This window comes from Ancylobacter amanitiformis (assembly GCF_030814815.1).
Classification (GTDB): Bacteria; Pseudomonadota; Alphaproteobacteria; order Rhizobiales; family Xanthobacteraceae; genus Ancylobacter; species Ancylobacter amanitiformis.
In genome coordinates this window covers 1-13904 of record NZ_JAUSVR010000034.1, presented here as the reverse complement: position 1 = coordinate 13904, position 13904 = coordinate 1, and the positions used below count along the sequence as shown (strand labels likewise).

At 65.4% G+C, this 13904-nt stretch carries 8 protein-coding genes and 1 pseudogene; 4 read left to right on the top strand and 5 right to left on the bottom strand.

Translation table 11 applies throughout. The features are described 5' to 3' along the window. Positions 1 to 459: 459 nt before the first annotated feature. Together QOZ99_RS22030 and QOZ99_RS22025 are read right to left on the bottom strand one after the other, a co-directional pair. Positions 460 to 1434, bottom strand: a complete 975-nt coding sequence (locus QOZ99_RS22030) for an NAD(P)H-quinone oxidoreductase (protein WP_306892134.1) — start codon at positions 1432 to 1434, stop codon at positions 460 to 462. Positions 1435 to 1442: 8 nt separating this feature from the next. Next, positions 1443 to 1991, bottom strand: coding sequence for a hypothetical protein (locus QOZ99_RS22025; RefSeq protein WP_306892133.1), 549 nt, complete (start codon positions 1989 to 1991; stop codon positions 1443 to 1445). A 300-nt stretch (positions 1992 to 2291) separates the two neighbouring features. On the opposite strand from QOZ99_RS22025, the gene QOZ99_RS22020 reads away from it, so the two are divergent. After that, entirely contained in the window at positions 2292 to 3209 is a 918-nt protein-coding gene (locus QOZ99_RS22020; RefSeq protein ID WP_306892135.1) for a LysR family transcriptional regulator, read from the top strand. 100 nt (positions 3210 to 3309) lie between these two features. Continuing rightward, complete coding sequence (locus tag QOZ99_RS22015; protein ID WP_306892132.1) at positions 3310 to 3921, top strand: IMPACT family protein; 612 nt, start codon at positions 3310 to 3312, stop codon at positions 3919 to 3921. 361 nt (positions 3922 to 4282) lie between these two features. On the opposite strand, the gene QOZ99_RS22010 is transcribed toward QOZ99_RS22015, so the two are convergent. From QOZ99_RS22010 to QOZ99_RS22000, 3 genes are read right to left on the bottom strand one after another with little or no spacing between them, the layout of a single operon-like run. Then, positions 4283 to 7615, bottom strand: coding sequence for an error-prone DNA polymerase (locus QOZ99_RS22010; protein WP_306892131.1), 3333 nt, complete (start codon positions 7613 to 7615; stop codon positions 4283 to 4285). Continuing rightward, on the bottom strand, positions 7612 to 9084 hold the full coding sequence (locus tag QOZ99_RS22005; protein WP_306892130.1) for a Y-family DNA polymerase: 1473 nt from the start codon (positions 9082 to 9084) through the stop codon (positions 7612 to 7614). The genes QOZ99_RS22010 and QOZ99_RS22005 overlap by 4 nt, the downstream gene beginning before the upstream one ends. Next, the gene (locus tag QOZ99_RS22000) at positions 9056 to 9910 is read right to left on the bottom strand and encodes an ImuA family protein (protein WP_306892129.1); all 855 of its coding nucleotides are present in this window, start codon (positions 9908 to 9910) and stop codon (positions 9056 to 9058) included. The genes QOZ99_RS22005 and QOZ99_RS22000 overlap by 29 nt, the downstream gene beginning before the upstream one ends. Positions 9911 to 10047: 137 nt before the next feature. Here QOZ99_RS22000 and QOZ99_RS21995 point away from each other — a divergent pair. Continuing rightward, positions 10048 to 10284 (top strand): annotated as a pseudogene (locus tag QOZ99_RS21995) (site-specific integrase); the annotation flags it as partial. Between the two features lie 496 nt (positions 10285 to 10780). Next, positions 10781 to 13642: an ATP-binding protein gene (locus tag QOZ99_RS21990; RefSeq protein ID WP_306892128.1), complete on the top strand. Its 2862-nt coding sequence runs from the start codon at positions 10781 to 10783 to the stop codon at positions 13640 to 13642. Positions 13643 to 13904 lie beyond the last annotated feature (262 nt).

Below are 13904 nucleotides of genomic sequence, written 5' to 3'. Positions count from 1 at the left end.
CACACGCTACGACCGATGCGCCCCACCTTCTTCTCGGCCATCTGTATCGCAGCTGCCGTGATCTTCCGGCTCTGATCAACGAGTCCTGAGCCTAGGCCGAGCGCTGCGCGAGGCAAGGGTAGTGTCGCGGCGCGCATCCGATCGCCCGAGAGCGGACGTTCTAGACGTCGGCTAGGGATCAATTCAGGACGCCACGTCTGTTAACCACGACTGCCGCTTTTGGCTAGTCTGACGCCAAGAGCAGCCAGTCCGCTCCCGGCCCCGGAGTCGTCTTTCAGCAAAGCGCCCCGATCTCGGTCATTGATCTGGCAACGGCCGCGGCCCAAAAGCGGACATCAGCGAGGTGGGGCAGGTCGGCACCTTTGCGCCAGTTGCGGACGGTCGGTTGAATGCCGAGGGCAGCAACTTATCCTGCGGTCATGGCCGGCCGCGGCGCGAGGCGGAGCGCACTGCCGTGCCTCACGCGGTCACCTTCAGCACGATCTTACCGAACCCGCCGCCCGCCTCCATGGCGCAATGCGCCTCGGCGGCCTGTGCGAGCGGAAAGACCTTACCGACCAGCGGTTTCAGCCGGCCGTCCGCGAACATTGGTAGCGCGCCTTCGGCGAAACGCCGCACCATGGCGCGCTTCTCGTCCGCCGTCCGCGATTTCATCACCGTGCCGATGAGGCGCAGGTGATTGTGCAGCAGGACCGAGAGCGGAATGTTGGTGGTATCCTGCCCGCCGAGCAGTCCGACCTGGACGAGGCGCCCGCCCGGGGCGAGGCTGCGCAAATTGCGCGCGAGATAATCACCGCCGACGAAATCGGCGATCACATCCACGCCGCGCCCACCGGTGACATCGCGCACGCCCTGCTCGAAGTCCTCGGATCGATAATCGAAAACCACCTCGGCACCCAGCGCCAGCACCTCGGCGCGACGCTCGGCATTGGCGGTCGCGAAAGCCTGGGCGCCAAGCGCGTGGGCGATCTCGACGGCGGCGGAACCCACCCCGCCCGCAGCCGCGTGGATGAGCACGGCCGTCCCCTTCGTTGTCCCGCCCAGATGCACGGCGGCTTCCCAGGCGGTGACGAAGGATTCCATCACCGCCGCCGCCCCGACATAATCAAGATGGTCGGGAATAGGCACCGCCATGCTACGGTCGACCCGGGCAAACTCGGCATAGGCGCCGCCGCCGACGATTCCCATCACCCGCTCGCCGGGCCGGATGTCGGTGACATCGGGGCCGACCGCAATCACCTCGCCGGCCACTTCCAGCCCCAGCAGGTCGCTCTCGCCATAGCTCTGCCGGCCATAATAGCCCTGCCGCTGCAGAATATCGGCGCGGTTGACGCCGGCCGCGCGGACCTTGACCAGAAGGTCGCCGGGGCGGACCTCGGGCATAGGCACTTCGGTGAGGCGGAGGACGTCCGCCTCACCGAAATCGTCGAACACGATAGCTTTCATTTTGCCGCGGCCTTGGCGATCGCGCGGCGGGCGATGCTGGCGGCGAAGAGCGGCGTCTCGCGGCGGTTGTGATCGCCACCGGCTTCCTGCCGGGCCACGGCTGCCTGCTCGAAGGTCTGGCCGTGCTCGGCGAGGAAGTCCATGAACACGTCAGTCGGGTGCGAGGTGACGCGGTTCGTATAACGGGTGCGCCCGCCCTCGATCGACTCGGCGATCAGCTCCCAGATCACGTTGACCTGCGTGCGTCCCACCGGCGTGAACACGTCGGAGATCGAATTCATACGGCAATAGCTCGCCGTGGCTTCCTCGGCGACATAGTGCTGGATCACCAGCCCGGTGCCGATCATCTCGACATTGATCACCATACGACGGCCATCATCGGTCATGGTGACGCCGGAACCGATATGATCCGGCGGGCAGCAGCGGAGATATTCCGCTTCCGGCAGTGTGAACAACCAGTCCGCGATATCGACCTTTTCAAGGGGAACGTCGATGTCCGCGGTATAGGCGGATTGCGATAGGATCTTTTCAGTGAGGACTTTCATGTTTTTGCCTTATCGATATACGTTTGTATTATATAACCGTACCCACCCTCACAGAGGCCGAACGCCAATACGGTGAAGATTGATGCGGAACCGGTTATGCGCGACGTCTCGGCCGGACGTATTTCGATATCTCCACGATCGCTGATCTTGCTTGCGAGATGGAACGACTGCCCACTGTGCCGTGAGTATTGCGTGCCGGCGACGGGGTTTCGCCGCTGTGTGAACGCCGCGAATATGCGAGTGTCCGGGACCGGCGATAAGCCGGAGCCTGCTGCAAACGGCTTTGCCTGGATCGCAAAGATGAGACCCCATTTCGCCGAATTCCTCGCCACCTTCGTCGATGTCGTCCGGGCGGGGAGCTTTTCCGGGGCCGCTCGCCGGCGCGCGGTGACGCCTTCGGCGGTCGTTCGCCAGATCGACGCATTGGAGGAGGATTTGGGCGTCGCCCTGCTCATCCGCTCGACGCGGGCGCTCACGCTTACCGATGCCGGCCGGCGGCTGCATGAGCGGGCCTTGCGGCATCTCGACGAACTGGCCGACACCCATGCGGAGGTCGCCGCCTTCGACGGTTCCGTTTCGGGCACGCTGCGGATCGCCTGCTTCCCGACCTTCGGCAAACGCTACGTCCTGCCGGTCGTCGCAGCCCTGCAGTCCGAGCATCCCGCCCTGCATGTCGAGCTCGACCTGACGGAGCGGCTCGCCGATCCGGTGGCCGAGCGGCTTGATGCCGTCATCCGCATGGGCGCGCTTGCCGACAGTACGCTGATCGCGACAAGACTGGCGCCGCTCACGCGGCTGCTGGTCGCGAGCCCGGTCTATCTGGCGCGGGCGGGCACGCCTGACAGCGCGGCGGATCTGTCATCGCATCGGCTGCTCGACAAGCTCCATGGCGCCGATCTCCTTGGTTGGCGCGACGTGCTCGGTTGCCCGGCGGGCCATGCCGGGAATGGCACGGTGACCTTCCGGTCGGATGATTTCGAGGCCCTGCGTGTGGCAGCCGAGGCGGGTCTGGGGATCGCGTTTCTGGCGAGCTGGGTTGTTGGGCCGGACGTGAGGGCCGGCAAGCTGGTGCGCTTGCGGCTCGGTGACGAGCCTTGGAACGAGGAGTTGTCAGGCATCTACCTCCTTCGCGCCCTGCCGCACCCGAGCGCAAAGGTGCGCGCCTTCACCGAGGCATTGCGGACGTCTATCGGAAGTCCGCCGAGTTGGGAGCCGTGATCGATGGTGAGCTGATGGGTGAAGAGCACTATTGGCTAATGTAAGCTCTCTGCCTGGAAGCAGACATTCCCTCAGCCAAGGACGATTGGGAACCGAGTTTATGACAGACGAGCGCATGGTCGAGCGCCTTACCCTCGTTGAACTCGCGATCCGCCGCCAGGAGATCAAGAAGAGCCGATTCATCGCAATCGCCGGTCCCGTCGCGGACGAGGCGGCGGCGAAGGACTTCATCGCGACACGGTCGGATCCGGCCGCCAACCACAATTGCTGGGCATGGCGCGTGGGGCAGAACTACCGCTTCAACGACGATAGCGAGCCCAGTGGAACTGCGGGCAAGCCGATCCTGGCCGCAGTCGACGGGCAAGGCCTCGATCGCGTCGCCGTCGTCGTCATGCGCTGGTTCGGCGGCATCCTTCTGGGCAGCGGCGGCCTGATCCGTGCCTATGGCGGAACGGCGGCCCTCTGCCTGCGAGAAGCCAAGAAGGCGGCGCTCATCGAGACCGTCTCCGGAACCGTCACGTGCGGGTTCAGTGATCTGGCGCTGGCCCAGGCGAGGTTGACCGCCGTCCCGGGCGTGCAAATGAGCGTTCACGCTTTCACGGACAGCGGCGCGATTCTGTCGGTGTCAGCGCCGAAACCGGAAGTCGGTGGGGTGGACCGGCTGCTGACGGATCTGACCAGCGGACGTTCGGTAATCCGATGGACTGAATAGCCATGGCTCCACGGCCTTGCCCAAGGCTGCGCGAAGGATGGAGCAGAAGGGGTCTGGCCGGCTTATGGCACGGCACTGCCTTCGAGTTCTGGTCATGATGCCCCTACGAGCATCGGTGCTGGTACTGGCGGTTCGTCGGCAGCTTGGGACGATGAGCACAGCGCCACCGGCCCGCCGGAGAGCGCCAGGAGCCGTCGCTGGAAGCTCGTCCCATTCCAGACGTCATCGTTGCGATCAACACAGCCGTTCACTGGCTCCTCGTCCAGTTCGCCTCCGTGCAACTTTACGCGCCGGCGCTGTCGCCGCGCGCTCATTTTACCGGCCGCGCCATAGGTCACGCCGGCATTGTGCCGCGCGAGGCTCAATGAAAATCCCGTGATTTCGGCAGGACGCGGACCTGGCGCGGATGGCCTTGCGGGGAGCGGCCGGCGGCCGTCATGTGGCCCTCGCGGGTAGCAGAGCGCGCCCGCTCGTCAACGCCGGGGGCGACCTTCGGACGGGGGAGAGGGTAGGCGCCCTTCTGGTGGGGATCGTCGAACAGCCGCGCGAGTTCGCCGGAGCGGTCGATCACCCGCTCGGCCATCACATGGATGACGCCTTCCTTGCTCTTCTGCACCCGGCCTTCCACTACGACGAGGCGCGCGCCCATCACCTGCGCGCGGAAACGTTCGAACAGCCGGGCCCAGATCAGCACATTGACGATGCCGGTCTCGTCTTCCAGCGTCATGAAAATGGCGTTGCCCTTGCCCGGCCGCTGGCGCACCAGCACGATCCCGGCGGTGCGGATGAAGCTGCCGTCGCGCCGTTCCGCAATGTCCGCGCTGCTGGCGATGCCCTCCGCCTGGAAAATCTCACGCAACATGCCCATCGGATGACCTTTGAGCGAGAGGCGCGTCGTCTGGTAGTCCACCGCAATCTGCTCGGGCAGCGGCATGAGGGGAAGCTGCGCATCCGGCTCGGCACCAAGTTCGCGCGCCTGCGCCGCCGCGAACAAAGGCAGCGGCGCATCATCGGGCAGACGCCGGACGATCCACGCCGCCGCGCGCCGGTCGAGCCCCAGCGAGCCGAACGCATCGGCATCCGCCAACCGGCGCAAAGCCCCGGCGGGCAGGCGCGCGCGCAGGGAGAGCGTCTCGATATCGCGGTAGCCGGCGCCCCGCGCGGCGGCGAGCTGTTCCGCCCATCTTTCGCTGAAGCCGTCGATCTGCCGCAGGCCGAGGCGCAGCGCCAGCGCGCCATCGGGACGGCGCTCCAGCGTGTTGTCCCAGAAGCTGTGATTGATGTCGGCAGGGCGTATCTCCACCCCATGCTCGCGCGCATCGCGCACGATCTGCGCCGGGGCGTAGAAGCCCATGGGCTGGGAGTTCAGCAACGCCGCCGCGAACACGGCCGGGTAGCGGCATTTGATGAAGGCGGAGATGTAGACCAGCTTGGCAAAGGAGGCGGCGTGGCTTTCCGGGAAGCCATATTCGCCGAAGCCCTTGATCTGCTCGAAGCAGCGCGCCGCGAAGGCCGGGTCGTAGCCGCGCGCGCTCATCCGCTCGATCAGCAGGGTCTGGAACTGGCCGATCGTCCCCATATTGCGGAAGGTCGCCATGGCCCGGCGCAGCTTGTTGGCCTCGACCTCGGTGAACTCGGCCGCGACCATGGCGAGCTTCATCGCCTGTTCCTGGAACAGCGGCACGCCCTTGGTGCGCTTCAGTACCTTGACCAGCTCATCGGGATCATGCGGCGGCTTGGGCGAGGGGTAGGTCACCTTCTCGCTCCCCTCGCGCCGGCGCAGATAGGGATGCACCATATTGCCCTGGATCGGGCCGGGTCGGACGATGGCGACCTGGATGACGAGATCGTAGAGCCGGCGCGGCCTCATGCGCGGCAGCATGTTGATCTGGGCCCGGCTTTCCACCTGGAACACCCCGATGGAATCGCCCCGGCACAGCATGTCGTAGACATCGCTCTGCTCTGTCGGCACATCGGCCAGCGCATAATCGACACCTTCATGGTCGCGCATAAGATCGAACGCCTTGCGGATGCAGGTGAGCATGCCCAGCGCCAGCACATCGACCTTCATCAAAGCGAGCGTGTCGATGTCGTCCTTGTTCCATTCGATGAAGGTCCGGTCCGCCATCGCCGCCTTGCCGATCGGAACCATCTCATCAAGCCGGCCTTGGGTCAGCACGAAGCCGCCGACATGCTGCGAGAGGTGGCGGGGATAGCCGAGCAGCCGGCCGGCGAGTTCCACGGTGCGGCGTATCGACGGATTGTCGGCATCGAGCCCTGCCTGGCCGATCTGACCTTTCGCCACCATGTCGCCCCAGCTCCCCCAGATCAGGCTGGAGAGCCGCGCAGTGACGTCCTCGGTGAGGCCGAGCGCCTTGCCGACATCCCGGATGGCGCTGCGCGGGCGATAGGAGATGACGGTCGCGGCAATGCCGGCGCGCATGCGGCCATAGCGCTCATAAATGTACTGGATCACCTCCTCGCGCCGCTCATGCTCGAAATCGACGTCGATGTCAGGCGGCTCGCGGCGCTCGCGGGAGATGAAGCGGGCGAACAGCAGGTCGCTCTCGGCCGGGTCCACCGCGGTGATGCCGAGCACGTAGCAGACGGCGGAATTGGCTGCCGAGCCGCGCCCCTGGCACAGGATGCCCTCCTTCTCCGCGAAGCTGACGATGTCGCGAATGGTGAGGAAATAGGGCGCGTATTTCAGCTCCGCGATCAGCGCCAGCTCCTCCCGGAGCTGCTTTTCCACCTTGGCCGGCACGCCGCCCGGATAGCGGATGGCGGCCCGCTGCCACGTCATCTGCTCCAGCCAGCCCTCCGCCGTATAGCCGGGCGGGACGGGCTCTTCGGGATATTCATATTTCAGTTCGCTGAGCGAGAAATCGAGCCGGGCGAGAAAGTGACGCGTCTCCTCCACCGCCTCCGGCGCGTCGCGGAACAGGCGGACCATTTCGGCGGGCGGCTTGAGGTGGCGCTCGGCATTGGCCTCCAGCTTCCGGCCGGCGGCCCCGATCGTCGTGCCCTCGCGAATGCAGCTGAGCACATCCTGCAGATCGCGCTGGGAGGGGTGGTGATAGAGCACATCGTTCATCGCCAGCAGCGGCACCCTGGCGTCCGCGGCCAGCGCCTTCAGCCCCGCCAGCCGGCGCCGATCATCGCCACGCCGCGGCATGTCGGCGCCGAGCCACACGGAGCCGGGTGCGGCCTCTTTGAGCTGGCCGAGCCGCGGCGCCAGCTCGTCCAGTGCGCGCGGCGGCATGAGGATGAGCGAGAGCCCGCCGGCATCGGCCAGCAGGTCGTCGAGGTTAAGGACACAGCTGCCCTTGGCGGCGCGCATGTTGCCGATGGTCAGGAGGCGGCACAGCCGTCCCCAGCCGGCACGGTGCTGTGCATAGGCGATCACGTCCGGCGCGCCATCGGCGAAGATCAGCCGCGCGCCCACCGCGAGCTGGAAGGGCAAGATGGCCTCCGGCGCGCTGATCTCCTCGCGCCACGCCTCCTCCGCCTCCTCCGCCTCCTTCAAGGCCGCATAGGCTCTCACCACGCCCGCCACGCTGTTGCGGTCGGCGATGCCGATGCCAGCATGGCCAAGCTGGAGTGCCTGCGCTACCAGATCGCTGGCGTGGGATGCCCCGCGAAGGAAGGAGAAGTTCGTCGTGACCGCCAGCTCGGCATAGAAAACCGCGTTCATGGGAACAGCCCATGGACGAACCAGCGCGGCGGGCCGGGTTCGCGGTCGTACAGCCCGACGCGGAATAGCCAGAAGCGGCGTCCCTGACTATTTTCCACCCGGTAATAATCCCGTGTCGGCGTGTCGTGCTCCCGCCGCCACCACTCGGCCGCGATGCGCTCCGGCCCCTCGGCGTGCACCACCTCGTGCAGCACGCGGCGCCAGCGGAAGCGCAAGGGCGGGCCATCCGGCACTTCGGCTAGCGCCTCGATCGGTTGCGGCGGGTCGAACATCATCAGGGGACGGGCCAGCCCGTCCTCCGGCATCGGGCACGCGGGCGGCGGTGGATCGGCCGCCGGCACCAGGCTGGCGGCGCGGGCAGGATCATGGGTGTCGCGCATCATGAAGCGCAGCACCCGGTCCCGGCCGAGCCGCGCGGCCAGCCGGTCGACCAGCGCGCTCACCTCTTCCTCCTCGATGGCCCGACCGTCGAGGCTCACCTGCGCCGGCGCCAGCGCCTCCGCGCGTAGCACGGCGAGGCGCACCAGATCGAAGCCGAAGCCGGGATCGAGCGGGTCGGCGAGCGCGTCGAGCTTTTCGTGAAACAGCCGGCCAAGCGATGCGGGATCGCGCGAGGGGCGCGCGGTCTCCACCGCGATGCGCCGCACCGTGCCGTCCGCGCGGAAGAAGGAGGCCTCGAAGGCCCGTCCGCCCTCGCCCCGCGCCTCCAGCATCAGCGCGAGGTCGTCGATCAGCATCCCAAGCGCGCCCTCGACATCCTCCGCCCGCCCGATCGGTTCAGCAAAGCGCCGCTCGGCGATGCAGGCCGGCAGCGGGCGGCGCGGGGTGATGCGCACATCCTCATGGCCGAGGGTGCGCCGCAGGCGGGTCAGCAAGACCTCGCCGAAGCGCGCGGCGAGCGGCGTGCCCGGCCGCGCGGCGAGATCGCCGATGGTCCGCAGCCCCGCGCGCGTCAGCCCGGTCACGCTCTCCTCCGGCAGGTCCAGCGCGGCGATGGGGAGCGGGGCCACGCACTCCGCCTCGCGCCCGACCGGCACCACGCCGCCCTTGCCGCAGCGGGCCAGCGCGCGCGCCGCCTCCGGCGTACCGGCCACCACGGCGTGGAGCGTCAGCCCATGACGCTGGAGATGCTCCATGACATGCCGGCGCATCGTTGCCTCGCCGCCGAACAGATGCGTACAGCCGGTGATGTCGAGCACCAGCCCATCCACACCGTCCAGCGCCACCAGCGGGGTCCAGCGGTCGCAATCATCGGCGATCCGTTCGAGAAAGCCGGCATCGGCGCGTGGATCATGGTCGGCGACCGCGAGGGCGGGAATCCGCGCGCGGGCATCCGCCAGCGTCAGGCCGGGCGCCAGACCCACGGCCCGCGCCTGCGCGGAGATGGCGGAGAGGCGCAGCGCGCCTTTCACCCGCTCGACGAAGACCAGCGGCACCGATTCATCCGGCGCGCTGGAAGGGCCGGACATCCCCGGTCCCCTCGCCCTGTGTCGCCGCGTCCTGTCGAGCCGGTCTGCCGGCAGGAACGGGAACCACAGCGCGAGATAGCGGGGTGATGTCGCGGAAGGAACAGCTCTCATGGTCCCACTCCAGATTCCAGGCATGGCCGTTGAGGCCACCCCGATGGCGCAGCAGCGTGACGGCGAAGGCGGGGGCGCCCGGCGCGTCCGCCGCCAGCGGGGTGGAGAGGATCGGGCGCACCAGCCATCGGGTGACGGCGACACTGGCCGAGGGGCTCTCCGCCATGCGCAGCAGGAAAAAGGTGACGCCGGAAGCCCCGGCCCGCAGCGCCAGCCGCCGCGTGGCGGTGAGGTCCAGCGCCTTCGGCTCGCCCCAGGGCTCCAGCAGCACCGCCCCGAGCGCCGCACAGCGCACCGCGTCGCCAGCCGCGCGCAGCGCCTGTTCCGGGTCACGCGCCCGCACCAGGATGAGCCGCGCCGGGTCGAGCCCCAGGCCTCTCAGCCCGTGCGCGTCAAGGCGGCCCGCCTCAGAATCGATAAAATCCTGCCGCACCCAGACGATGGGGCGCATTGGGAGCTTGCTCTGCGGCGGCTCCTCGCCCGACCTCTGCGCCGCCCGCAGCGCCAGCGCCAGGGAGAAGCCGGAAGCGGCCGGCATGTCGGCGCCCTCCGCCGCATAGATCTCATGCAGCGCCCCGCGTGCGAGCGTCTCGGCCAGCACGCCGTCAGGCCCCGCAGCGCCCAGGCTGAAGGCCGATGAAGCGCTAGGCAGACGCTCCGCCTCCAGCCCGGCGAGCATCTGCCGCAGCGCGGAAACATCGTGTGCCGCGCGCATAGTTGTTCCTGCTTTGTTCGTTTAAAACGACTCAATTCGGAACGAGAGTCAAGCGCACGATCCGGTGGGAGGACGCCGGCGAACGAGCGCCATGATCAGAGGCACCGACCTCCACTTGATCGCCCCGACAGCACGTCAATGCGAGGCAATATGGACGTCTCGTCGACCAATGCGTAAGCCTGATCGGCCTAAAACCGGCGGACTACGGCACCCACAGCTGTCGGCTGACCAAGGTCTCTATCCTCTACAAGTGGACTGGAAATCTGCGCGCCTGCCAACTCCTGCTCGGCCATACAAAGCTCGAAAGCACCGTCCGGCATCTCGGAATCGAAGTCGACGACGCATTGAGTGTATCGGAGCAAACTGAGAGTTGACCTCTACGGCTTGGCCAGAGCCAATAGTGGTATCGGCACATTCCTGTTGCATGCTCGTCGCCGCTCTTAACCCCATGCGGCCATATCGGTACGCCCTTGCGAACGGCGGCTTTGCGGCGCCATCTCGGTCATTGATCTGGCAACGGCCGCGGCCCAAAAGCGGACATCAGCGAGTTGGGGCACGTCGACACCCTTGCGCCGCCATAGCTGACGTAGAGACTCAATCCGGAAGCTGACGTTCCCGGCTCTGGTACTTCACGTCAGCTTCCGAGCCTTTCGCCATGCATCTATAAATTGGCCGTGCCCGTAAACGGTCCTTGGCGATGTTCTGCGACCCGTCCCCGGGGGAGTGGATGCACACAGCCGGTCCTCACCTGCGCTAAATCGCGCCGAATTGCGCGTTCAAACAATCGCTGACGGTTGATATTCTGGCGATGCTGATCGCGGTCCGCTTGACCATGATCTTAGGGCCGATCTGGTTGCGAGGGGTTGCATTATGGATGAGGCTGCAGAACGCCCAAAAGCGGAATTGGTATTTTCCTTTGGACCGTATCGACTAATTCCGAGTCGACAAATTCTTCTTCTTGAGAGCGACCCCATAAAGCTTGGCGGTCGGGGCTTCGAACTGCTGCGACTACTCGTGCAGCGCGGTGGCGAACTCGTTAGAAAAGAGGAACTGATGGCCGCCGCCTGGCCCGGGATCTTTGTCCACGAGAGCAATCTCAAGGTCAACATGTCCAACCTGCGGCGCCTGCTGGGCGACACCAAATTGAACCCTAGCTATCTCGCTACGGTCGTGGGCCGCGGATATCGGTTCATTGCGCCAGTGCAGGCCGGAATCGGGGCGTTCGCGGAAGGCGACGCCTTTGCGGAAAGTCCCGGCTTGGGTCATTTGCCACCGCAGGGGCATATCGTGGGCCGGGAGGCAGAGCTTGCCGACGTGCTGACCGCGTTGCACCGCGAACGGCATGTGACTCTGGTGGGCGCGGGCGGGATCGGCAAGACAACCGTGGCCATTGCCGCAGCCCGCGCCTATGCCGACATATGTGTCGACGGCCTTTGCCTCGTGGATCTGGCTACAATAGACGACCCGACTCTACTTCCAGTCGCTCTCGTAACCGCGCTCGGCATTCGGGGCAATCCTGACGACAGTTTCACCGCGATACTCGACTATCTGCTTTCGCGCCGGATGCTCATCATTCTTGACAATTGCGAGCATGTGCTGGCCGCCGCAACAATTTTTGCACGCAGCTTGGCATTAAAAAAGGGATTGTCGAAGATCCTGGCAACAAGCCGCGAGCCACTGAGTTTCGACATGGAATTTCTAATCAGGATCGGGCCGCTTGCCGTTCCTGATGACGAACCCGGACTACCCTTACAACGCGCTATCTCATTCCCGACTGTGGAGTTGTTCGCGTCTCGGGCGCTGCAATGGGCAGGGTATCAAATCAGCGATGCCGATTGCGACGCGGTCGTGTCGATCTGCCGCTCGGTAGAAGGATTGCCGCTGGCGATCGAACTGATGGCGGCGCAGCTCGAGAACTATTCACCTTTGGAGCTGCTGGCGATGTTCGATCGGCACACCAGCTTCTCCAATCCTCGCCCCGACGGGGCGGCGCCGCGTCATGAAACGCTGCTTGCAACGATAGACTGGAGCTACCGACTTCTTCCGCAGAGAGAGGCGGTCATCTTCCGCTTGGTGTCGATCTTTGCCGACTGCTTCGATTTGGAAGATGCCGTTCACATCGCCCGAGCGGTGGGTCTGGATCCCATCGATGTCGTCGCCGGCCTTGGCGGCCTCGTCGCAAAATCGCTGCTGAACGCAGAAGTCAATGGGCCGGGGTTGCGCTATCGACAACTCGACAGCACCCGACATTACGCTGCCGAAAAACGCCGTGCCGATAAGGCCGACGCCTTGATCCTCAAATATCACGCGCAGCGCATTCTCGATCTCTTCAGGAGATCGGAAGATGAGTGGCACTGGCTCGAAACGGGCGATTGGACCATGCGCTATGTGAGCCGGCTCGCCGATTTGCGCGCCGCGCTTGCTTGGGCCTTCGGCGCTGATGGCGATGTCGCGCTCGGCATCAAACTGACGGTCGCGGCCATTCCGCTCTGGTCGGAGACCTCGATCCTTTCCGAAGCCCAGGAACGCACGGAAGTGGCATTGAAGCTCGCAGAAGGCGTGCCGTGCGATGATCTTCTCAAGGCCAAACTTGCCTGCTCGCGGGCCTGGAGCCTGTTCTACTCGAGGATGCGCAAGGAAATTGAGGAGGCTTGGTTCAATACCATCGGTTTCGCACAGCGCGCCAATAGCCTCGAATATGAACAGCGCGGCCTAGAGGGGCTCGCGTATTATCTGATGGAGGTCGGCAAGATCGATGAGGCCATCGGCTGCCTGGAAGCGTCCGAGAGATTGTCGGCGCGCCACCGGGATTGGTCGGCCGCCCCCGAAGGCGATCGCGCGCTGGCCTGGGCTAAAGCACATCGAGGCGACTTTGTCGAAAGCGGGCAGGTCCTCGACCGGCTCGCGGCGCAACATTCCCTCGCCGGTAAGCGCGCAGCCATGGCAGGACAGGACGTCATCCGATTTGTGTCGGTCCGATGCTATCTCACTTTCATCGCCTGGATGACCGGCCGCGCCGACTATGCCGACGTTGTCACGCGCGACGCAGTCGAGCAGGCTGGGCGCGCTGGACATTGGCTGTCGCAATCCAACGCGTTGGGACTGGCTGCGCTGCCGCTGGCTTTGGAGACGGGGAACATTGCCCTTCTCGAACATTATTCCATGTTGATGCAACGCAATATGGAGCGGGAAATCATTCCCCGCTGGATCCCGGTTCATCGTTATTTCAGGGGCACGCTTAGCTACTTGAAGGGAGATGGTGAGGCCTATCGCGAAGTGAGAGACGCGATCGACCACATGATCGAATGCAGGTATCTGTTGCGCATCGGCATGTATATCGCCGGCCTCGCCCGGGTTCTCTTGCACCGGGGTTTGCTGGACGAGGCAGCCGACACGATCAGCCTCGCCTTCCAGTTTCAGGAGCGGCAGGGTGAGCGATGGTGTCGCTGCGAATTGATGCGGGTGGATGCAGCCATTCATCACCGTGCCGGAGATCATGCCGCGGCCGAACAGATGTGGAAGGGCGCGGTGAATGAAGCGCGTGCGATCGGTGCAAAGTCATTCGAATTGCGCGCCGCAAGCGATCTTGCGGCGCACTATATCGACATGCGCCGCTCGGGCGAGGCTATCGCATTACTCCGCCCCCTCTATCGGGGGTTCAGCGAAGGCTTTGATACACAGGATCTTCGTACCGCCTCGCAGTTGCTGCACTCGGCGAACGTTGTCGGCTAGGTGCCCTCAAGCAGATCTCCCCGAAACAATAATTCCCGGCGTCAGTGCCGCCGCCTGTTCGGTTTATCCTACCTGACCCGCTCTCCACGACGGTTCTCGCAATCGCTCCGTATCACGAGTCGCTCCTTGTTGTTCTAGGTCCGCCGGAGGAAGCCCCGGCCGGGCTCATACCAAGGCGCGCTGAGGCTGACTCACGTTCGGGATTCCCAAGCTGCTGAAAATCTGATTCGAGGTTGCGGGCACACGGAGGCTTGCGATGGCG